This is a genomic window from Luteolibacter algae (assembly GCF_042683045.1).
Classification (GTDB): domain Bacteria; phylum Verrucomicrobiota; class Verrucomicrobiia; order Verrucomicrobiales; family Akkermansiaceae; genus Luteolibacter; species Luteolibacter algae.
On the sequence record NZ_JBHUIT010000002.1, the window covers coordinates 421,595 to 443,347 of the forward strand.

General features: G+C 54.6%; 17 protein-coding genes. 8 read left to right on the forward strand and 9 right to left on the reverse strand.

The window, feature by feature from the left end; translation table 11 throughout:
- Positions 1 to 23 precede the first annotated feature (23 nt).
- Together galB and ACFSSA_RS03060 are read left to right on the forward strand one after the other, a co-directional pair.
- Positions 24 to 2,495: a beta-galactosidase GalB gene (gene galB, locus ACFSSA_RS03055; RefSeq protein WP_386818300.1), complete on the forward strand. Its 2,472-nt coding sequence runs from the start codon at positions 24 to 26 to the stop codon at positions 2,493 to 2,495.
- A gap of 271 nt (positions 2,496 to 2,766) precedes the next feature.
- Complete coding sequence (locus tag ACFSSA_RS03060; RefSeq protein ID WP_386818301.1) at positions 2,767 to 5,907, forward strand: PVC-type heme-binding CxxCH protein; 3,141 nt, start codon at positions 2,767 to 2,769, stop codon at positions 5,905 to 5,907.
- A 289-nt stretch (positions 5,908 to 6,196) separates the two neighbouring features.
- On the opposite strand, the gene ACFSSA_RS03065 is transcribed toward ACFSSA_RS03060, so the two are convergent.
- The 4 genes from ACFSSA_RS03065 to ACFSSA_RS03080 are packed head-to-tail and all read right to left on the reverse strand — an operon-like array spanning position 6,197 to position 9,735.
- Complete coding sequence (locus tag ACFSSA_RS03065) at positions 6,197 to 6,832, reverse strand: cbb3-type cytochrome c oxidase N-terminal domain-containing protein (protein ID WP_386818302.1); 636 nt, start codon at positions 6,830 to 6,832, stop codon at positions 6,197 to 6,199.
- Positions 6,833 to 6,852: 20 nt separating this feature from the next.
- Positions 6,853 to 7,056 (reverse strand): hypothetical protein, encoded by a 204-nt coding sequence (locus ACFSSA_RS03070; protein ID WP_386818303.1) that lies wholly within the window; start codon positions 7,054 to 7,056, stop codon positions 6,853 to 6,855.
- Positions 7,057 to 7,077: 21 nt separating this feature from the next.
- Complete coding sequence (gene ccoN, locus ACFSSA_RS03075; protein ID WP_386818304.1) at positions 7,078 to 9,540, reverse strand: cytochrome-c oxidase, cbb3-type subunit I; 2,463 nt, start codon at positions 9,538 to 9,540, stop codon at positions 7,078 to 7,080.
- Between the two features lie 36 nt (positions 9,541 to 9,576).
- Entirely contained in the window at positions 9,577 to 9,735 is a 159-nt protein-coding gene (locus tag ACFSSA_RS03080; RefSeq protein ID WP_386818305.1) for a hypothetical protein, read from the reverse strand.
- 136 nt (positions 9,736 to 9,871) lie between these two features.
- Here ACFSSA_RS03080 and ACFSSA_RS03085 point away from each other — a divergent pair, with 136 nt between their 5' ends.
- Genes ACFSSA_RS03085 through infA form a run of 3 tightly spaced genes read left to right on the forward strand, consistent with a single transcriptional unit; the run spans position 9,872 to position 12,152 of the window.
- Positions 9,872 to 10,891, forward strand: a complete 1,020-nt coding sequence (locus ACFSSA_RS03085; RefSeq protein ID WP_386818306.1) for a long-chain-fatty-acid--protein ligase — start codon at positions 9,872 to 9,874, stop codon at positions 10,889 to 10,891.
- Positions 10,888 to 11,925, forward strand: coding sequence for an acyl-CoA reductase (locus tag ACFSSA_RS03090; protein WP_386818307.1), 1,038 nt, complete (start codon positions 10,888 to 10,890; stop codon positions 11,923 to 11,925). Before ACFSSA_RS03085 ends, ACFSSA_RS03090 begins: the two co-directional genes overlap by 4 nt.
- Positions 11,922 to 12,152, forward strand: a complete 231-nt coding sequence (gene infA, locus ACFSSA_RS03095; protein WP_386818308.1) for a translation initiation factor IF-1 — start codon at positions 11,922 to 11,924, stop codon at positions 12,150 to 12,152. Before ACFSSA_RS03090 ends, infA begins: the two co-directional genes overlap by 4 nt.
- Positions 12,153 to 12,194: 42 nt before the next feature.
- Here infA and ACFSSA_RS03100 read toward each other — a convergent pair whose 3' ends face one another.
- Entirely contained in the window at positions 12,195 to 12,527 is a 333-nt protein-coding gene (locus ACFSSA_RS03100; RefSeq protein WP_386818309.1) for a hypothetical protein, read from the reverse strand.
- A gap of 87 nt (positions 12,528 to 12,614) precedes the next feature.
- Here ACFSSA_RS03100 and ACFSSA_RS03105 point away from each other — a divergent pair, with 87 nt between their 5' ends.
- Both ACFSSA_RS03105 and ACFSSA_RS03110 read left to right on the forward strand, forming a co-directional pair.
- A complete protein-coding gene (locus tag ACFSSA_RS03105; protein ID WP_386818310.1) occupies positions 12,615 to 12,854 on the forward strand; it encodes a hypothetical protein in 240 nt (79 codons plus the stop codon).
- 38 nt (positions 12,855 to 12,892) lie between these two features.
- Complete coding sequence (locus ACFSSA_RS03110; protein ID WP_386818311.1) at positions 12,893 to 14,446, forward strand: c-type cytochrome domain-containing protein; 1,554 nt, start codon at positions 12,893 to 12,895, stop codon at positions 14,444 to 14,446.
- A 282-nt stretch (positions 14,447 to 14,728) separates the two neighbouring features.
- Here ACFSSA_RS03110 and ACFSSA_RS03115 read toward each other — a convergent pair whose 3' ends face one another.
- The 4 genes from ACFSSA_RS03115 to ACFSSA_RS03130 all read right to left on the reverse strand — a co-directional run bounded on the left by ACFSSA_RS03115 (position 14,729) and on the right by ACFSSA_RS03130 (position 20,936).
- Positions 14,729 to 17,299: an SUMF1/EgtB/PvdO family nonheme iron enzyme gene (locus ACFSSA_RS03115; protein WP_386818312.1), complete on the reverse strand. Its 2,571-nt coding sequence runs from the start codon at positions 17,297 to 17,299 to the stop codon at positions 14,729 to 14,731.
- Positions 17,300 to 17,308: 9 nt separating this feature from the next.
- A complete protein-coding gene (locus tag ACFSSA_RS03120) occupies positions 17,309 to 17,980 on the reverse strand; it encodes a sigma-70 family RNA polymerase sigma factor (protein ID WP_386818313.1) in 672 nt (223 codons plus the stop codon).
- A 69-nt stretch (positions 17,981 to 18,049) separates the two neighbouring features.
- Complete coding sequence (locus ACFSSA_RS03125; RefSeq protein ID WP_386818314.1) at positions 18,050 to 19,447, reverse strand: AI-2E family transporter; 1,398 nt, start codon at positions 19,445 to 19,447, stop codon at positions 18,050 to 18,052.
- Between the two features lie 73 nt (positions 19,448 to 19,520).
- Positions 19,521 to 20,936: a class II fumarate hydratase gene (locus ACFSSA_RS03130; RefSeq protein WP_386818315.1), complete on the reverse strand. Its 1,416-nt coding sequence runs from the start codon at positions 20,934 to 20,936 to the stop codon at positions 19,521 to 19,523.
- On the opposite strand from ACFSSA_RS03130, the gene msrA reads away from it, so the two are divergent.
- Entirely contained in the window at positions 20,924 to 21,613 is a 690-nt protein-coding gene (msrA, locus tag ACFSSA_RS03135) for a peptide-methionine (S)-S-oxide reductase MsrA (RefSeq protein WP_386818316.1), read from the forward strand. The genes ACFSSA_RS03130 and msrA overlap by 13 nt on opposite strands.
- Positions 21,614 to 21,753: the final 140 nt, after the last annotated feature.

Consider the following 21,753-nt stretch of genomic DNA (forward strand, 5'->3'; position numbering starts at 1 on the left):
CCATATCCCTTCAGTAAGAAAAAATGACACCATTGCGAATTTTCACACTTCTCCTGATGTTGCTGCCCATGGCGATGCAAGCCAGGGATCGGCAAAGTTTCAACGCCGAATGGCGTTTTCACAAAGGAGAGGCAGAAACTGCCGAGAAAGCTGATTTTGATGACTCGGAGTGGCGGGAGGTAACCTTGCCGCATGACTGGGCGATCGAAGGACCATTCGACGTGAAATATAATGCCCGCTGCGGAGGTTTGCCCTTCCATGGAACGGGTTGGTATCGGAAATCCTTTACGGTCCCTGCATCTGCAAAAGATCAGAAGGTAACCGTGGAGTTCGACGGGGCGATGTACAACGCCCATGTGTGGCTGAACGGCCACTTTCTCGGTTCACGTCCTTTCGGATACATGGGCTTTGAATTTGATATGACACCTTACCTGAATTTCGGTGAGGAAGAGAACGTGATCTCCGTCCGCCTTACTCCGGAAGATCTTTCTTCCCGCTGGTATCCGGGAGCGGGAATTTACCGGAATACATGGATCGAGATCAAAGATGAAAGCCACATTGATCACTGGGGCACCTTTGTCAGCACGCCAAGCGTTAGCAAGGAAAGTGCGGAAGTAAATATTGAGACAAAAATCGTCCACGACGGTGATGAAACCCGGGAGGCGACCCTTAAATCAACGCTTCTCGATCCTTCGGGCAAGTCCGTTGGTGAGGCGACAACTCCTTTGAATCTTTTGCCGGGCGAGACCCGGGTGGTCACCCAGCCGATTTATGTTTCGTCTCCGCAGCTCTGGGGGATGAAATCGCCGGTTCTCTACACGGCGGTGTCCGAGATCATTTCGGGAGATACAGCGGTTGACCGCTATGAAACCCCATTCGGCATCCGCACACTGGAATTCATCCCAGGGGAAGGAATGCGCCTCAATGGCGAGAAGGTCCGCCTCAATGGCGTCTGTATGCACCACGATCTGGGGGCCCTCGGTGCGGCAGTCAATTATCGTGCCACTGAGCGCCAGATGGAAATCATGATGGAAATGGGCGTCAATTCGATCCGCACTTCCCACAACCCTCCGTCTCCCGAGCTGCTTCAAATCTGTGACCGCCTGGGGCTTTTGGTTCAGGTGGAAGCTTTCGATTGCTGGCAGATGGCAAAAGTGCCGAATGGATATAACAAATTCTTCGATGAGTGGCACGAGCGTGACCTGCGCGATATGATCCGCCGCGATCGTAACCACCCCTCTGTCATCATGTGGTCTATTGGTAACGAGATCCTTGAACAGGGCACAAAAGATGGCTGGAAAATGGCGCGTCACCTTCATCGCATTTGTAAGGATGAAGATCCTACCCGCCTGACATCCGCAGGTTTCAATTACTATCCGGCATCCGTGAAAAACGGCCTTGCTGCAGAAGTGGATATCCCTGGGTTCAACTACAAACCGCTCGCATACAGCACGGTGAGCAAAGAGCACCCGGACTGGAATATCCTTGGTTCCGAGACATCTTCCTGCACTTCTTCGCGGGGCGTCTATCACCTGCCTATCGAGAAATACGAAAAACATGAGTCGCTGCAGGTGACCTCTTATGACCTTATCGGGCCGCCTTGGGCTTATCCTCCGGATATCGAGTTCCGTTTCCTGGGAGAAAACCCGAATGTCCTCGGCGAGTATATCTGGACCGGATTCGATTATCTCGGGGAGCCGACTCCACACGGAGGAAAGGATAACTCGACCAATGGCTACTGGAATGAAGATTGGCCTTCCCGCTCCTCGTATTTCGGTGCTGTGGATCTCTGCGGCTTCCCGAAAGACCGCTTCTTCCTTTATCAATCCCATTGGACGGATGTAAAAGACAATCCAATGGTTCACCTGCTTCCACACTGGAATTGGGAAGATCGCGCCGGCCAGGAGATCCCGGTTTACGTCTATACGAATGCCGAGGAAGCCGAGCTTTTCCTTAATGGAAAATCTCTTGGACGAAAGGTGAAGGGCAAAGATAAGCCAAAACAAATTGTTGCCTTCAATAACTGGGAAGAGGGCAATGATTGGGAGACCCCATACCGTCTCCGTTGGGATGTTCCGTTCGAGGCGGGAGAGCTAAAAGTTATCGCCTACCAGGACGGTAAAGCCATCGCGGAAGATTCCCATAAAACCGCTGGAGCGCCTGCAAAACTGGAGCTTACCGCGGATCGTCCTGAAATCACAGCGGATGGCAAGGATCTCTCTTTTGTGACGGTGCGCGTTCTCGATAAAGACGGGAATTTCTGCCCGAATGCGACAAATCAGATCGATTTCAAGCTGGAAGGCCCTGCTTCAATCGCAGCTGTTGATAATGGAAATGCGGCTTCTCTGGAGTCCTTCCAAGCCCCGACCCGCAAGGCATTCAGCGGTATGGCTCTGGTAGTGATCCGGGGAGAAGACGGAAAATCCGGTGAAATCAAGCTGACCGCGACTTCCGAGGGCCTTGAGCCGCTCACCATTCCGCTTGTTTCCAAGTAGATTCCCCTCAGAACGACTGGGCGAGAGCGATCCGCTCTCATCCCGGAGATCTGACTTAGGACGTTTTTCCCTCACGGGCCACCTGCGATTCGCAGGTGGCCCGTATTTTATTAGGTCCGGAAAAGCCCACGGAAATCCTAGCATTTACAGGCCTTTCAGGCAGGCTCGCAGAATATGAAGGCAAAAAATCTGGGATTGCGACAAATCTGTATGACAGAATTTTTTTGTTTTCTCTGTATGTAAAAACTCACTGAGACAGAAATACCCAAATATGAGATTTATTTCCGCGCCCCTATTTGCCCTTTTCGGGCTAGCAAGTCTTTCCGCAGAACCGGTGCCTCCGGATAAAGCGGAAAATATCGTATATATCGGAAGCGGCCTCGGCGAGCGTATGCTGGACCATCCGTGGCTGGAGACCGAGCTACAGCTCCGCTATCCGGGAATGGATCTTGTGATCCGGAATATGTGCCGTCCGGGTGATACGCCGGGCTTCCGCCCGCATCCTTCGCGGAAATCCCAATGGGCATTCCCCGGTGCGGAAAAATTCCGTCCCCAGAATGCCTACCATGCTGGTGTCGGCACCCATCCCACGCCGGATGAATGGCTATCCGAGGTGCATGCGGACACGATTCTCGGTTTCTTCGGTTATAATGAATCATTCGATGGACCGGAAGGTCTGGAGCTCTTCAAGGGTGAGCTCAAAGCATTTATCGATCACACCAAAGCCCAGAAATACAATGGCAAGGACGCTCCGCGTCTGGTGCTGGTCTCGCCAGTGGCCTACGAAGATCTCAGTGCGCAGAGAGATCTCCCCAACGGAGAAAAGGAAAACGCCAATCTCAAGCTGTATACGGATGCGATGCGGGAGATTTCCGCCGCAGAGGGCATCGATTTCATCGACCTGTTCGCACCGACTTCGGAACTTTTTGCCCCAACGGATTCCAACTACACCAGCAATGGCTTTCTTCCGAATGACGAGGGTTACAAGTTTATCGGACCGATTCTTGCCAACGGAGCCTTCGGCGAAGCCGGGCACAAGTCCAAGGCGGATCCGGAAGAGCTTGCCAAGACGATCGTCAATAAGAACTGGTTCTGGACCCACGATTTCCGGATGCCGAATGGAGTTCATGTCGACGGGCGCCGTTACAATCCTTTCGGTCCCAAAAACTATCCTGCGGAGATCGAGAAAATCCGCAGTCTGACGGCGATCCGTGATCAGGCGGTCTGGGCAAAGGCCACGGGCAACGATTTCGATATTGCCTCTGCGGATCGCGCTTTGCCGCCCCTTCCGGAGGTGGAGACGAACTACAAACCAAGCGAGAAAAACGGCACGACAGAATATAAATATGGCAAGGATGCGTTGGACTCCCTGACTGTCCCGGAAGGCTATAAGATTGAGATGTTCGCCTCGGAAAAAGAATTCCCCAATCTTGAGAATCCTTCCCAGATTTCCTTCGATAACAAAGGGCGCCTGTGGGTTGCCTGTATGCCGACTTACCCGCACTATCGCCCGGGCGACGGAATGCCAGACGACAAACTTCTGATCTATGAGGATACCGATGGTGACGGGCGTGCGGACAAGGAAACGGTTTTCGCGGATAATCTTCACTTGCCGATCGGTTTTGAATTTGCTCTGGAAGGGGTATACGTGGCCCAGACTCCGCATTTGGTTCTGCTCAGGGATACGGATGGCGATGATCGTGCCGATAGTAGCGAAGTGATCATCACAGGTTTCGATTCCCACGACACTCACCATGCTGCCAGTGCGTTTTGTGCGGATGCTTCTGGTTCCTTCATGCTTTGCGAGGGACGTTTCCTTCACTCGAACGTGGAGAGCCCATACGGTCCCGTGCGTGCGGTGGAAGGTGGTTTCTTCCGTTTCAGCCCACAGCGCACGAAGCTTGAGCGCACTGCCCAGGTGAACATTTCCAATCCGTGGGGCTTCGCCTACGATAAATGGGGGCAGGACTTTGCCTTGGAAACCTCTGGTCCGCGCATTACCTGGCTGCTGCCGATTTCTCCAAAGCCAAACTATGGTGGTCAGGCAAAAGCAACGGTGGACCTCGCGCCAAAGGGCAATGCGGTTCGCCCAACCTCCGGACTTGAGTTCGTGTCTTCCGGGAATTTTCCCGACGATGTCCAGGGCGACATGCTGCTCTGCAACAACATCGGCTTCCTGGGGATCAAGCAGCACAAGATCGAAGATGACGGCACGGGTTTCAAAACGACGCACCGTCAGGATTTGCTGGTCTCATCGGATGGAAATTTCCGCCCTTCTGACCTGGAGTTTGCACCGGATGGTTCCCTGTATGTCTCGGATTGGCACAATGTCCTCATCGGCCACATGCAGCATAACGCCCGTGATCCGCTTCGTGATCACGTCCACGGCCGTGTCTACCGTATCTCCTACACCGGCCGTCCCCTGACGAAGCCCGCACCAGTGGCGGGGGCATCGGTTTCCGATCTTTTGGATAATCTCAAAGATACCGAATATCGCACACGCTACCGGACAAGACGTGAGCTTAGAGCGCATCCCGCAAATGAAGTTCTCCCTGCTCTCGCGGCGTGGGTGGAGAAACTCGATAAAAACGATTCCGAATACGAGCATCACCTGTTGGAAGCCCTCTGGACTACCTGGGCGATGAATGACGTGGACTCCACGCTTCTCCACACGCTTCTCAAGGCAAAGGATCCCCATGCCCGCGCTGCCGCCGTTCGCGTGCTTCGTTACAATTACCAGGTCGTTGATGGCTATCTGGACTTGTTGAAAGCCGCTGCCAATGACAGCGACGGACGTGTGCGCCTCGAAGCCGTAATCGCCGCCTCCTGGGTCGATACGAATGAAGCGATGGAAGTGGTGGAGATTGCTGAAAAGCACCCTCTGGATGTTTGGAGCAAAGGAGCTGTGAAGACGGTGTCCGATCGCTTGACTGGGGTGACCGAGAAAGTCGTGGACGAAAATCCAGTCCCGAAACCTCCCCAACATCTCACCGCCATCGAGAAGAAACGTTTCAAGAAAGGACATGAAATCTACTTCCGCGATGGTCACTGCGTGACTTGTCACCAGCCGGATGCAAAAGGGCTGCCGGGCTCCGGTTTCCCGCCGCTGTATGACAGCCCATGGGTTCATGGCGAAGAGGAGCGTATTATCAAACTCACTCTCCATGGTCTGATGGGACCGATCGAGGTGAAGGGCGTGAAATATCCCGGCCAAGTGCCGATGACCCCATTCGGTGGGATGCTGGATGATGAAGAAGTCGCTTCAGTTCTAACTTACGTGCGGAATACCTTCGGCAATAAAGCTTCTGCGGTTACTCCGGAAGATGTCGCCAAGGTCCGGAAAGAGACGGGAACGAGAGGCTTTTACAGCCCGGATGAGCTTCTCAAAGATCATCCGCACGACGAAAAGTGATTCTCCGTTAAGAATTTAAACTGAATCCATCAGGCACGGCGCGCGAACCAGCGTTCCGTGCCTTTTTTATTGGGATCGGCCTTGGGATAATACCCTGTTTCGAATGTCGCTTCACGGTCCGGGCGGATTGATCTGTTCCACAAGATGCCCGATTGAGTGGGTCGGCTTTCACCAAGATCCTATCCGAGTAGTGCCCGGATAGGAGGCGTGGAATCTTGTGTGACTTGTGCGAAGGAGAGGACATTCCCGGGATGCGGTATCCCCCCAGCGCTGATGAAACTGCTAGTTTCTAGGGTTGCGGAAAATCCTTCGGATTTTTGCTGATAAGAAAAGCGGTGAGTTCCGCGATCTGGATGGGCGGCATTTTTTGGCCCCAGGCTTCCATCTTCGCACCGTTGTGGCCATCGCTGCCAGCAGGTGTTCCCTCGTTGATCAGCCGGAAGACATCCATTGGTTTTGATCCGTATTTCCACTCGCCATCGGTAAGGGAAAGACCCGGCAGATTGACGGATTGGCCACCACCGATATCAATTTTTGCTGAAAGGTCCTGGCCATGACAGGCGATGCAGTTTGCCTGGAAAATTTCTTCGCCTGCCGCGATATGTTCCGGATTCGTAGACCACTCCTCGATGAGCGCCCGGTCATCCAGCTTGGCGAGCATTTCGTCCAAGGCCTTTTTCTTCGCAGTCTCGATACGCTCCATGGCTTGATCGATCTTTTCGCCATCAGTTTTTGACCAGCCGAGCTGATAATAGGCAATCCAGTAGCCGAAGAAGAAAAGGAGACTGCCAAAGAAAACGAACAACCACCAGTTCGGCAAAGTCTGGTCATATTCCTGGATACCATCGTATTCGTGATCTCTGAGGACGACTTCGCCCTTCTTACTGGCATACTGTGCTTTATGAGCTTCTGTTTCTTCCGACATGAGATTTGGGCAGTGAAGGGTTAGTGGGTTCTGGACGAACGATTCCGGGTGTCCGCCTGATCCGGAGCGCCGTCTTCAAATGGAATATTGGCCAGGTTATCCCGCTGCTTCTTCGGGAGCGAAAGTGCGCGGATACTCACGATCAGGAAGACGCCGGCGGTGAAAACGAAGGAGATGATCGGCACAATGGCGACCCAATCCTGATAGAAGATGCGGTGGAACATTTGTGGGTAATTCGCTAAAGGTTACTTGGAAGAGCGCCGGATGGAATCGGGATCAAGTGGTTGCGCTCCCCGCTGGTGGTCGACTTTTTCATAGACCCCGATTTTTTGGAGATAGGAGATGAGAGCCACGCCTTTTGTATCGGATAAATGACGCATCAGCTCGTCCTCCGGCATATCTGGCTGGGCCGGAAGGTAGGCACCCGCTTTTACCAATGCTTCGGCGATTTGCATCGCCTGATCACGGGCATGCTGCTCGATCTCGTCCTTGGTCATCGCAGGATACGGAACACCGAGGGTGGCTTGGACGGCGATGCGCTTCGGCAAAGTTTTAAGATCCGCTTTTGTTTCAAAGAGGAAAGGATACGGAGGCATGTTTGAGCCCTGGGAAGTCTGGCGGGGATCGACCAAGTGATTGTAGTGCCAGAGATTATCACGACGGCCGCTGCGCATTACTTCCGATCCACTGACGATAGCGCCACCCTCGCGGGCCAGGTCCGGGCCAGTGCGTTTAGAGCCCCACTGGTGGGGATGATCATAAAGGGATTCCCCCAGGCGGCTGTAGCTCTGGTCTTCTGCCGGACCGTAGCGCAGCACGTCCGGGACCAGCGTGCGGATCATCTGGGAGTGGCAGTTGTAGCAGCCCTCGGAAACGTAGATATCACGCCCTTCCAGCTCCAGCGGAGTGTAGGGGACCTGTAGGCGTTCCTCCGTATTTGCGGCGCGGTTCACCAAGAGGGAGGGAATGATCTGAACGACTCCGCCAATAGCGACGGCGACAAAAATCAGGATGGTGAACGGAAGGTAGTTTTCCAGCAACCTATCGAAGTAGTCCGACCATGTCTTGGTGTCGTTTTTGAAAAGGGAAACCGCTTTTGCGATGAGAATGATCGTGACGATGAGGGCTGCCTTGTCGGCGTGATGGGGAAGCAGAAACCATAGCACCATAAACGCGAGGGCGACGATGGTGTAGACGACGGGATCCTTGCGCAGGGCCTCGCCGAGAGGCATGGAGTCTTTTTTGGATTTTTCCAGAATCTTGATTTCGACTGTCTCCTCATTCGCTTCCCCGCTGCGGGCCGTCATGTAGATATTGATCGCGCAGGCGATGAAGCCGATGAGGTATAGTCCTCCTCCGAAAGAGCGGAGAATATAGAGGATATTGATCTGGCGCAGGGTCTCGACGAATTCGTATTTCAGGGTGGCGCCACCCGGATTTGTCTCGGATAGCATGAGGCCCTGCATGATGCCTCCCACCCACATGGAGGAGACGTAGAGAAGAATTCCAACCAGACCTACCCAGAAATGCATGTTCGCCAGGCTGGTGGACCAGAGTTTTGTTTTCCACAGACGTGGCGCGAGCCAGTAGAACATCCCGGCCGCCATGAAACCGTTCCAGCCGAGCGCACCGGAGTGCACGTGCCCTACAATCCAGTCTGTATAGTGAGCTATCGAGCTAACGGAGCGGATGGAAAGCAGTGGCCCTTCAAAGGTGGCCATGCCGTAGAATGTCACCGCCACGGCGAAAAACTTAATCACAGGGTCTGTCCGGAGCTTGTCCCACGCGCCACGGAGCGTAAGGAGTCCGTTGAGCATCCCGGCCCATGATGGAGCCCAGAGCATAATGGAGAAAAGCATACCCAGCGTTTGCAGCCAGTGGGGGAGAGCGGTGTTGAGAAGGTGGTGCGGGCCTGCCCAGATATAGATGAAGACCAGCGCCCAGAAGTGGATGATGGAAAGCCGGTAGGAGTAGACCGGGCGGTTCGCTGCCTTAGGCAGGAAATAATACATGATGCCGAGGATCGGAGTGGTGAGGAAGAACGCGACGGCATTATGGCCATACCACCACTGGACCAGAGCATCCTGAACACCGCCGAAGACCGGATAGGAGTGCGTCAGGGAAGTTGGGATGGAAAGATGGTTTACGATGTAAAGGAGGGCGATCGTTACGATCGTGGCAATGTAGAACCACAGTGAAACATAGAGGGAACGCTCGTTGCGCTTCGCCAGGGTCCAGAAAAAATTGAAGCCGAAGACGACCCAGATCACCACCACGGCAATGTTCAATGGCCAGATGAGTTCCGCATATTCCTTACTGCGGGTGAGACCCGCCGGGAGAGTGATGGCGGCTCCCAGAATGATCAGCTGCCAGCCCCAGAAATGGATTTTTGAGAGTAAATCGGAAGCGGTGCGGACTTTGCAAAGCCGCTGTGTGGAATAGTAAACGCCGGCAAAAACCATGTTTCCCACAAACGCAAAAATTACCGCATTAGTGTGCAAAGGGCGGATGCGGCCGAAGGTGATGTAGGCAAGCCCCTCGCCTTTGAATAGGCCGAAACTGATGGTCTCCAGGAATTTCCCGTTCATCTGCCAGAAGGAAAGCTGGGTCGCGGCGAGAAGCCCGACGAGCATGCCGACTAGGCCCCAGAAAATCGAGGCGGCCATAAAGTGGCGGACGGTCTTATCGTCGTAGGTGATGGTGGTCATAGGTTGTGGCAATCTTGTGAGATGATGGGAAAAGACTTATTTCTCAGCTTTATCAATGGGCTCGGGCTCGAAAGGGAGCAGTGAATCCCGCTCGAAGCTGGACTTGCGGCCACGGCGAGACTCTATCGCAAAGCAGACAACGAAAATCGCTGCCAGGCAGGAGCTGACGAGTATGGTAATGCCGAGAACGTTCACGCGGAAAGTGGAGCAGACTTGCGGGAAAGGTGCATCGCGTTCCTTACCTTAGACTGCGCGTATCTTCTGCGACTGATAGGAAATGCGCGGACAAGCCGTGTGAGGATGGGCTTTGCATCGCAAGGGCACAGGGCTTATGGAAACGGGTGTGAGTCTGAAGGAAAAGCTGCTGGCGTGGATGCGGGGAGGAGAAGCATCGTTTGATGAAATGGCCTTGGCTGTCTTCGCCCATCAGTTCCGGGAAAACACGGCTTACCGGAGGTATTGTGAAAGTCTCGGAAAAACTCCCGGGACCGTGGATTCCTGGCTGGAGATTCCAGCCGTGCCGACAGATGTATTCAAGCTCCCCGAGATCGGTATCCGTTGCTTTCCGGCAGATAGAATCGGCGGGTTTTTCCTGACCTCCGGGACGACGCAGGAGGTGAAAGGCAAGCATGAGTTCACGGATCTGGAAATGTATCGGGCTGCCGTGCTCGGCGGCTGGCGGGAGCTCGGGATGCCGAACCTGACGTGCCCATCGTTTTTTTCCCAGAGGGCAAGTGATGCTCCGCATTCATCGCTCGTCCGGATGTTCGAAATACTGGCGGAAGATCTCGATGCCGATTGGCGGATCGATGGCGGGGGCGTGCTGGAAACCCACGGTTTTTTCCCCGAGGCTCCCACCGAAGTCCTCGGGACATCGCTTGCTCTGCTTAGAGTATGTGAGCAAATGCCCGCGTTGGAGCTCCCGGAAGGATCCTGGATTTTTGAGACCGGTGGTAGCAAAGGCCTCAGGAAAAGCTTCCGAGCGGAGGAGGTAAGATCGCTTCTATCACAGCATTTCGGCATCCCCTTGAGCCGCATTGTCAATGAATACGGCATGACCGAACTCTTCTCGCAATTCTACAAATGGGGCGGAGAGGAAACCCACAAAGGCCCGCCGTGGGTAGGAGTGAGAGTTTTGAATGTGGAAACCGGACACCTGGCCGCGCGGGGGGAAATCGGCTACCTGGAAATTATCGATCTGGCGAATTTGGAGAGCGTCTCCGCGATCAGGACGCAGGATCTTGCCATTGCTGCCGGGGATAGGGAATTTCATCTCATCGGCAGGGATCCTGCGGCAATTGCCCGTGGATGCTCGCGTGGTGTGGAGGATGTATTAGGAGAAGCTGTATGAAGACACTCGCGGAAAGAATCGATTTCCTGATCTCACAGAGGGAAGCACTTGAAAAATGGGTCGGGACTTATGATGAGGCGATCCTGAGGCAGTGGCTGAGGGCAGAGATCGGCGATGAGCGACGGCTGGAGAGCTGGGTGGCGGGCTCACGGGCAGTGGCGCGGGGGCCTGTGCTTCACATCGTGAGTGGAAATACCGAGCATGCGGCTTTCCAGAGCGTTTTTCGTGCGATCCTCATTGGCTGTGAATCGTGGGTGAAAGTGCCATCCGCCGGGCTGGCCGAATTCGAGAAATGGGCTGCCGGCGTGGCGGGTCTCGACGTGCGGCGGGTGCTGCCTGAGCAGTGGCGCGCGCCGGAGGTGGCCATCATCTATGGTGGAGCGGAAACGTTGACATTTTTTCGCGATTGGCTCTCTCCGGGAACGCGCATCACCGAGCACGGTCCGAAGCTGAGTGCGGCTTTCGTTTTCGAAAATCGAAAGGGGCTGGCCGAAGACCTGGCGGAAGACATCATGCGCTACGGTCAGCGGGGGTGCCTTTCTGTGCAAATGGTCTACTTCAGGGGGGATGTGCCACGATTTTGCGCAGATCTCGCGGCAGCGCTTGAGCGATACCTTGCGGAAAACGGGCGGGAGGAGCCGGATTTTTCGGAAGCGGGAGGAGTCCGCAATGAGCGGGAGCTGACACGCTTCCGTATAGCGAATGGAGCAAACCTCCAAATGTGGGAGAGTGCGGAATCAGTTGATTGGACGGTGGTCCTTGATGGTGAAGACATCAAATTGCGTGCCGGTCCCTTGAGTGGATTCGTCCGTGTGGTTTCTATGCCGGAATCGCTCACTCCGGATAAGCTTGGCCCGGAAATTGATTATCTATCGACAGCGGTTCTGGAGCCCATCTCGGCAGCGGATCAGCTCGATCTGATAGCGCCGCCAAGAATATGTGCCCCGGGCAAAGGGCAAGAACCGGGGATTTTTTGGCATCCTGATGGTGAAATGCCTCTCGCCGGGCTTGTGCGCTGGCGGGATTTGGGATGAGCTTTCTCCTGATGTCTGAAACTGCGATCCAAACAACCGGCGTGATCCTTGAGCGCAAGGGCGAAATCCTTTACCGTGTGGAGCTGATGAACGGAAAAGTGTTGCTAGGCCACCTCTCAAAACCTCTGACGGAAGCAAAAACAGAATTTGCCGATGGGGCGAAAATCCGTTTGGAGCTCACTCCATACGATTTCGATCAGGCACGGATCCTCAGCGCGGAAGCGTGATCCCAGCGCATCGGACGATCTTGGGGCGGCGTTAGCCGCAGCCTAAAATGGCTTGGCCACACCTAGATAAGCGGCAGCGCTGGCGGCTAAAAGCGTCAGAGCAAAGACAATGGTTGGCGGCAGAACCTTCTTCTTGGATAGTGCCGGAGCCAAGCCGATGAAGAGCCAGATGCCGAATTTTACCATCCACCAATATTGGTCCATCGGCGGTTTCTCGAGCATGGCGAAGCCGATCAGAAGAATGAATAGCAACGCAACCCCGTGCAGGATACTTGCCGATTTTTTGCTGCTACCGCCGATCATTGTCGCGCCGAGGGAGGCAAACAGTGCGAACACGCCTGCAAGGTGTAGTGTTTTCAGTAAAAGTGGATCCATAGCTGGGCGGAAGCTTGGCGAGCAAGGTGCTGAAATCAAGAAAACTCGGAAAGTTGGAGGATTCTTACAACGTATGTGCTTTAACCAATGAAACGAAAACTCGCATGGATTGGAGCTGTGTTCTCCGGATTGTATCTGCTCACCGCAGGGCCGATACCGGATCCGATCCCCTTTGTTGACGAGGGAGTAGCGCTGGCTGTTTTCCTGAAATGCACACTCTACCTGGGGTATGACTTGCGGAAATGGTTGCCCTTCCTGTCTAAAAAAGGCAAATCCAAGCGTAGTCAAGAACCCAAAGACGATAAGGACATCACGATTGATGTCTGATTCTCCCCAGAAAACCCATCTGATAGATATTTAGAAATATGAGCACAGAAACAGATCTCGATGCCGCAGGCTCGAAGCATAGAAAGCCGTGGGGGATCACCCTCATCGGACTGATAACCATCGGCGGGCTTATTGCCATGCCATATCTGGCTGGTGAGCCGGATGGCGAAAAAATGCCGGATATCGTCCGTTTCCTCGGGCATTTCCACCCTGTTTTACTCCACCTGCCGATCGGTATTTTTTCTTTGATCCTTTTCCAGGAGCTTCTGGCCATGGTTTCCAGGAAGAAGCCGCAAAGGACGATTTTTCCGATGTTCTTTGGCGCAGCCAGTGCTGTGCTGGCCGTGCTGGCTGGATTTCTTCTTTATCACGGTGGCGGCTTCGAGGGGAGTGAACTCGCTCACGATCACCTCTGGGGTGGCTTGATCTTCGCATGTGCCGCAGTCTTCACCTTTATTGTAAAATCCTGGTCGATGGCGCCGAGCTCATCCCAGGCATTCTATCGGGTGCTGCTTTTCTCAAGCGTGGGTATCATGGGCTACGCCAGCCACGATGGTGCCTCAATCACCCACGGCTCCGATTACCTGACCCAGTATGCGCCGAACCCGATCCGCGAGGCGCTGGGGCTGGAGCCAAAAATCGAGAAGGAGGAGAAGGCAGCTAAGCCGCTGGAGGAGCAGATCGTCTATGCGGATATCATCCAGCCAATCCTGGAAATGCGCTGTGTGGAATGTCATAAGGAAGGAAAAGCCAAAGGGAAATTCCGCCTGGATACCTATGATCTCCTGCTCGCAGGTGGCAAGGAGGGCGAAGGTATTGAGCCCGGCAATGCCATCGACAGTAACATCATCTTCCGTATCGATCTTCCTGAGGACGATGACGAGCACATGCCGCCTGAGGGCAAAAAAGACATCGAAGACCATGAGGTCGCGATCTTGAAATGGTGGATCAATCAAGGCGCGGATCCTGCCAAAACCGTGGGCGATCTGGAAATCACAGACGAGATCCGCGACGCGATCGGGAACCTGAAAATGACCGAGAAATTCGTCGAGGATCATGCGCACGGCGAAGGCTCATCCGATGCCGAAGCTGCGAACGCAGACTCCAGCCAACCCTCCGATGATTTGAAGAAAAGCGTCGATGCTCTCGCGGTAAAATTCCCGGGCGCGATTACCTTTGAGTCCCAGGAGTCCGCAGGTCTCACATTCACCGGTGTATCGATGCGTAAAACGCTCAATGACGATATTTTTGCGGAAGTCGGGCCGGTAATCGCTCAGTTGGTCAGTCTGGATCTCTCCGCTACCGGGGTGACGGACCGCACGGTCGCTCTTCTGGAGCCTGCGGAGAATCTGCGTATGATCCGCCTTTCCGAGACTCAGATCACCGATGCTGCAATGGACACGCTGGCGAAATTGCAGAATCTGGAGTCGATCAATCTCTACGGCACCAAGGTCACGGACGCGGGAGTCAAAAAACTCTCGGAATTGCCCAACCTCAAGCGTCTTTACCTCTGGCAGACCGATGTTTCGGATGCTGCTATGGAGGAGCTGAAGAAGGCAAATCCCGATCTTGAGATCGTAACCGGTATCTAGCGGTTGGGATCGCACTGTTTTCCGAAGGACCCGGCGGGAATTTTCTGCCGGGTCCTTTTTGTAATGCTAAACGGAAGTTGATTCCAGAGTGCTATGGCGCGGGCATGTTGAAACTTCCACGGTCGTTTTCCTCCTTGCGCGGATTTTCGATCGACCCCTCTTTCAACACGAGGCTCTGGGTGAACTGCGAACCGTCTGTGAACGAGCCACTGCGCTGGATATAGGACATCAGGTAAGAGGGCCTTTCCTCCCGGACAAATCGCCGGATTTGTCGAGGGAGAATTAGTTGTCAGTTTTGGCCTCGTCGTGGGCCTCGGTCTTTGAGAGCACAACCCGGAAGCCGTAGTAGGAGCCATGAAAGGCGGAAGGGACGGGATTGCGCCAACCCACAAGCAGGTTTTCCCGGAGGTAGGTATTCCAGCCCGCGCCGCGCACGACACCCAGCGAGCCGGTCGTGGTGGCAGAGATATCATCGCTCACCCATTCCTGAACATTGCCGCTGAGATCATATAAACCCTGCCCGTTTGCAGGAAAGGAGCCCACCGGAGCAGTCCGCGGGAAGCCATCTGTGTAGCCGGAGATGATCCTGTCGGACGTTGTTCCGGGAAACTCGGCTGCGGAAGTATCCGCGTAGTTTGCAAACGTTTCCGGAGGTGGCCAGCCGGAGCCCCACGGGTAGATTCCGGGTTTGTTCGCATCGCGCTGCCCGGGGCCATCCCCCACCTCGAATTCCAGTCCTGCCATCCGGCTCCACTCCACATCGGTCGGGAGGCGGTATCTGTGGGAAAGGGCGATGCGCTCCTCTTCCCGTTCCCGCTCGGTGAGCCAGTCGCAGAAGGCCTGGGCATCTTCCCGCGATACATAAATGATCGGGTGATTGGGCCCTTGCTGGAAATCCGGGCGCCGGGGCCATTGGTATTTGGCATCGCGGATGAAGGTTTCGTAGTCCTTGACGCGGGTTTCGAAAACGGAAGCCATCAGATCTGAGCCGATGGGCTCGAACTTCATTTCCATCCCGTTTTTCCAGGGTTGGCCGAAGACGACGCCCTCATTTTTGACTAGAGCAGCTTCGATCGGTAGGTTTTCGCCGGGCTTGATCTTTGCGTTGATCGTCAGAGGCTTGAATCCTTCCAATACGATGACCAATTCCACCGGACCGGGTTTCACTTTCGGGATGAGCAGGGTGCTGCCATCATATTTTGTGGAGCCTACCGCCAGGCCATTCACATAGACCTCGGCACCGGGTGGCTCGGAAACCAGCTGCACTGCGCCATAGCGGTATTCCCGGACAGCGAGGCGGAAGGGTTTGAGGTTTTCCCGCCTCGCCCGCTTGCTGAGCTGGGCATTGTCAAAGGACTGGTCGACTTTCGCATAAACTTCATTGTCTTGTGTGAGAAAGCCATTCCTGATCCCGCCGCCTCGCGCCCAATCGGTAAACGCAATGATGTCCGGCCATTGTGCGAGAACAATTTCGGATGGTTTCCCGTTCTCCGAGATATTGATGTATTCGACCGAGTGGTCGGAGCGTTTGGATGAATTTAAAAAATCCCGCCAAATTTTTTTGTTCACATAGCGGGAGCTAACGTGCTCGTCCCCATCCGGGAGATAGGTGATCCCGAGGTGATCATCCCATTTTTCTCCGATCTTTGGCGGGCTGAAGTTCTGCAAAGTGCCGAAAACGATCATCGGTTCTTCGATCGCTTCTTTCGTAACTGTCGCGGAAATCTTCAATGGCCGATAGCCGGTCTTTTTGACCACGTAGCTGACCTCGCTGCCAACCGGGGCGGAAATTCCCTCCGTTGGAGTGATCCCGATGAGCGTCCCGTCTTCCGTGAATACTTCCGCACCCTCCGGTGTGGTGACGACCCTGAGCAGACCTTTCACAATCGTGGCTCGCGGGGCGTCCTCCGGCACATGGTTCCACGGAAGAAGCTCACTGTCCTTCATGGCTTGCCAGGATGCCCAGGATGCGAAACCGAAAAGCACGCACGTCGTTGCCCAAATGGAAATGTTGCGGCTGCGCCTGGTTTTCCCGCGCTGGAGGCGGTGGAGTGCGGAGGCAAGATCTCTGGCGGTGGAGATCTTGCGTTTGCTGATCCGCGGCTCGCAGATATCGCAGATGATCTTATTGAGCTCCAGCCAGCGTTTTCTCTCCAGACCGGTGGGTATCTCATCCGGTAGCTCGGGGAAATCCAGACGATCCTTTCCTGTGGCTATCTCATAAAGGACCTTCCCCAGTGAGTAGACATCCGCTTGGGCGGAGCCCGGGCCTTCCGGAGGGACAAATCCTTCCGTGCCGACAAATGTCCGCTGTCCACGGGCTGCGACGAGGCCGATGTCTGCCAGTTTTGCCTTGCCGTTGACGAAAATAACATTGGAGGGCTTTACATCGCGGTGAGCTAGATTGCGCTCATGGAGATGCTCCAGTGCCTCTGCCAGCCGCAGACCGACATCAATACACAAGTTCGTATCCAGCCGGACTCCCGCCTTCCCATCGGCGCGCAGCGTTTTCGCCTCGTATTCGACAGGATTGATGTCCTGGCCGGTCTCGACGTCATCGCCCAGCTCCATGACATAGTAATAAAACGAAACCCCGTCCGGGCTGCGCCCAACGTGGAGGATGTTGACCAGCCCCGGGTGATCGCGTGAGATCGGTTCGAATTTGAGGATACCCTCGAACTCGCGTTCAAAGGTTCTTTCGTCGTCAAAATCCTCCCGCCAGACGACTTTTACAGCCCGCATCGCCCCGGTTACTCCCCGTGCCATCCACACTTCGCCGTAGGCGCCGCCACCGATTTTTCGGAGAACGTCGTGATCGGGGATGTTCGGATGGGTTCGTTTCGGAGAGGGCATCTGCGGATGTTACTCAATCTCGTCTTCCAGCTTGGCGAGTTCTTTCTTTAAAACGGCGCCGACGCGGTGTTTTGCGAGATAAACCTGCGCCATGCTGACGTTAAGCTTTTTCTGGACTTTGTTCGCATCCCATTGGCGGATGACATAAAAATCGAAAATCTGGTATTGCTTCGGTGAGACCTGGGCTTTCACGCGCGCCAGTGCTGCATCAGCGACATTCTTTTTCCATTCCACATCCCAGAGGCGGGAGAGCACCTCGCCGTTGGGATCCTCGATCCTGTCGATGACGGCGGTTTTCCGTTCGTCGTCCCATTCACCTCCGCTCATTGCTGTGTCCTTCTTGCGTTTGCGGAACTGATCGTTGATGCGCCAGCGGGTCATGTTCATCAGCCAGGTTTTGAATGAGCCCTGCTCGGGATCATAGAGTTTCTTCTTACTCTGTTTTGCGATGGAAAGGATCGTTTCCTGCACGCAGTCAAAAGCCTCTTCCGGACGCAAACCCGCCTTGATGGCGACGGAGTAAATCAGCTTCCAATAAGTTTGATAAAATTCGTCCCAGGTGCGCTGATCCTCCCAGTTATCGAGCCGGGCGATCAGGCTTTTTCGCGTCTTGGCGTAGGCCTGGGTAATGACGGCATCTTCTTTTTTTTGGGGTTCGTCTTCGTCTTCGTCCTCTGGCATTGGGCTGTATGTTTACCATTGGAGAGGGGGGATGTCTTTCTCCAAAAAAGCAAAAGTTTCAGTTTTGGGTTAGGGGGTAAAACTCGCAGGCTTTGGCTCGCGCATCGTTTTCTCCCAGAAATAGCGGCGGAAAATAACCTTCACTGCCGCCGAAAGTGGCACCGCGAGCAGTGCGCCCACGAATCCCCCGAGAATAAGCGACCAGAAGAGCATGGAGAAAATCACCGTCAGCGGGTGCAATCCTACGGAATCACCTACAATCTTTGGTGCGGTGAAAAGCGAGTTGATCTGCTGGACGCCGGCGAAGATCAGCACGACACAACCAACGTATGGCCAGGGATCAAGATCGAAAGGGACCTTTACGGTTTCCGCGTGCAGGTAGGCAATGATGCAGGCCGGGATCAGGCAAAGAATATTTCCGATGTAGGGAATCACGCCGAGAATGGCCATGAAGACGCCAATCAGCAGGGCATATGGCAGATCAAAGAAAAACAAGGCAATGCCAACAAGTATCCCGTCAATTACGCCGACAACGACCTGTCCGCGGAAGAAGGAGATGAGGTAGCCATTGATTTCCTGCAGGGTGGATACTAGCTCGGTCTTGAAGCGCGATGCGCGCAGCGGAACGTATTCGTGCCAGTGCTCGCGGATGGAAATCGAGTCCTTCAGGAAGAAAAACAGATAGACCGGAACCATGATCATGCCGATGACCAGGCCGAGAAAGCCAAAGAATTTGGAGGAACCCACGGAAAGCCATTTTTTGCCAGTATCGAGGATCTCGTCCTTGTATTTGAAAAGCATTCTGCCAGCACGGGTGCGATAGAAGAAATCCAGCGCTTCAGGGCTTTTGGTGCCATTTGCGTAGGCGATGGGCTCGCCTCCATCGGTGGTCTCCGTTAGCATCCAGCCTATGGGACCGTCCTTGTATTTGCTGCGGAGGTTGTGCAAGGAACGGGCGAGGGCAGGTGATAGATCCGGCTCGGATTCCGGCTCCGTGGGTATCTGGATTTCCACTGTTCCATCGATGTCGGTGGCTGTATCGGCTACAGGTTGTAAATCGGCATCGCTGATTTCCGCCGTGGCTTTGCCGACCTCCGAGGCTACTTTTTCCACATTTTCCAGTGGATCAGACGTGGAAAACAATCCTTTGAAAAACTCTCTGCCGCCCTGAATCGCAGGGATGACTGCCGCAACCAGCAAGGTGATCGCAATGAGTGTGGCCAGGAAAACAGTGATGACAGACCAGAACCGGCTAAGCCCCCGTTTTTCAACTACCCGGACGACTGGATCAAGAAGGTAGGCGATGATGCCGGCGACGATGAGAGGAACCAACACCGGCTGCAGAAATCCAAAAATTTGCCCCACCAGCCACACCAGGCCTACTAAAAGTGAACCCAGCACGAGCATCGCCAATCCTGTGGCCGCACTCCAAAGAGTCTTTTGCTGGAATCGCGTCGGATATTTCATTTGCGAGCTTTTGATAGCGGCTGGCAGAGATTCCGACAATCTTTCTTATCGTGCGAACTGCAGGTTAAATGGCCTATTGCGATCCCGTCTCGGGCGGATCGGCCATTGTCGCGGGGGCCAGCGCGGCTTCCAGCTGCTCGTTGCTGATAGCGAGTTCGTCCAGTTGCTCCCGGCAGAGCTGGCGGACGGTTTTTCCGGTTTGAACAGAGGCCTTTGCGATTGCAGCAGCCTTGTCGTATCCGATCAATGGGACCAGCGAAGTGACCATGGATAAGGAAAGCTCGATCAGCTCCTCACAGCGCTCCCGGTCCGCGACAATTCCTGCAACGCATTTCTCGGCGAAAGCCGTGGAGGCCCCGGCCAGCAGCTTGATGGATTCCAGCATGCATTGCCCCAGCAAAGGCATGAATGTATTCAGCTCGAACTGGCCGTTGGCGCCGCAGAAAGTGACGCTTGCCTGGTTTCCGAAGACTCTCGCCGCGACCATCGTCACCGCTTCGCAGAGCACGGGATTGACTTTTCCCGGCATGATGGAAGATCCGGGCTGGAGGGCGGGGAGTTTGATTTCTCCCAGGGAGCATCGCGGGCCGGAGCCAAGAAGCCTTATGTCATTGGCGATTTTGAAAAGTGAGGTGGCGATGGTGTTGAGCTGTCCGTGGGCCTCCACCAATGCATCGCGGGCTGCCTGGGCTTCGAAGGGGTTTTCCGCCCGATGAAGTTCCAATCCGGTTTTTTCCCGCAGAAAGTGTATCGCGGTATCCGGAAAATCCGGGTGGCGGTTCAGGCCGGTGCCAATAGCTGTCCCTCCCAGAGGAACTTCCAGAAGGGCTCTGATGGCCTTGTGTGCGCGGTCGATGCCCCGTTCCACTTGTTTCGCATATCCGGAAAATTCCTGGCCCAGACGCATTGGAGTCGCATCCATCAAGTGGGTCCGCCCGATCTTCAACACGGGGTGAAATGCCTCGGCCTTCGCGGAAAGCTCATTTTGCAGGCATTCCAGCGCGGGGATCAATGTGTCGCGCAGCTCCAGGCAAGTGGCAAGATGGATCGCCGTTGGAAATGTATCGTTCGATGACTGGCCGAGATTGATGTGATCGTTGGGGTGTGCGGGTTTTCGGGAAGCGAGCGATTCCCCTGCAGAACGCGAGCAAAGATTCGCGATCACCTCGTTTACGTTCATGTTTGTCGAGGTTCCGGAGCCCGTCTGGAATACATCGACAGGAAAATGAAGGTCATGCTTTCCCTCGGCGACTTCCCGAGCGGCGGCCGCGATACCTTCCGCTAGTTCCGCAGGCAGCATCTTCAGCTCCGCGTTTGCCAGTGCGGCAGCCTCTTTGATGAGCCCGTAGGCGTGGATCAGCGCTGGAGCTACCACTTCGCCGGATATGGGGAAATTTTCCACGGCCCGTTGGGTGGAAGCGCCGTAGAGCGCACTTGCGGGGACTTCCAATTCCCCCATGGAATCATGCTCCAAGCGTGTTTCGATCATCCGACAAGAAAGCCTGTCTCCCCAATCTTCGCAACAGGAGAAAAGCGCGGCGGCTCCCTTGTTTTTACAAAGTTACCGCTTACCTTTCTGCCGAACTCCCCGACCGGAAAGAACCTATGGATATCTCCCAGAAATTACCTGCAGAACTCTCATCTGTCCCCGAAGGGGCTGAAATCGCGATCCTTGGAGCGGGCTGTTTCTGGTGTATCGAGGCGGCTTTGGGCCAGATCGACGGCATTGATTCGGTAATTTCCGGATACATGGGTGGATCCAGGGAGAACCCGAGCTACGAGGATATCTGCACGGGTTCAAGCGGCCACGCGGAGGTCGTAAGAGTGGTATTTGACCCTGCGAAAATCGATTTTGAGCGGATTCTCGCATGGTTCTGGGATTTGCACGATCCCACCCAGCTAAACCGCCAGGGTAACGATGTCGGAACGCAATATCGTTCGGTGATCTTCTATACAAATGCGCTGCAGAAAGACATCGCGGAGGCCTCAAAGGAGGCGGCGCAAAAGCATTTTGACCGGCCAATCGTGACAGAAATCAGTCCGGCCGAAACTTTCTATCCAGCAGAGAGATATCATCAAGGATACTACTTTGAGAATAAATCGCGCAATGGCTACTGCCAGTTCGTGGTGGAACCGAAGCTGAAAAAATTAAATCTGAAGCACTGAAGCCATCGAGCGGGCTGTAGTTCTTTCGGTTACGGTCTTTTTACGAATTTTGAATAAATCCCGGCCGTATCCGTTTGAAAGATTGGCCTGCTCCGTGCTGATTCCAAATGGCGGGAAACAAGCTAAGCAAAACGCGCCAG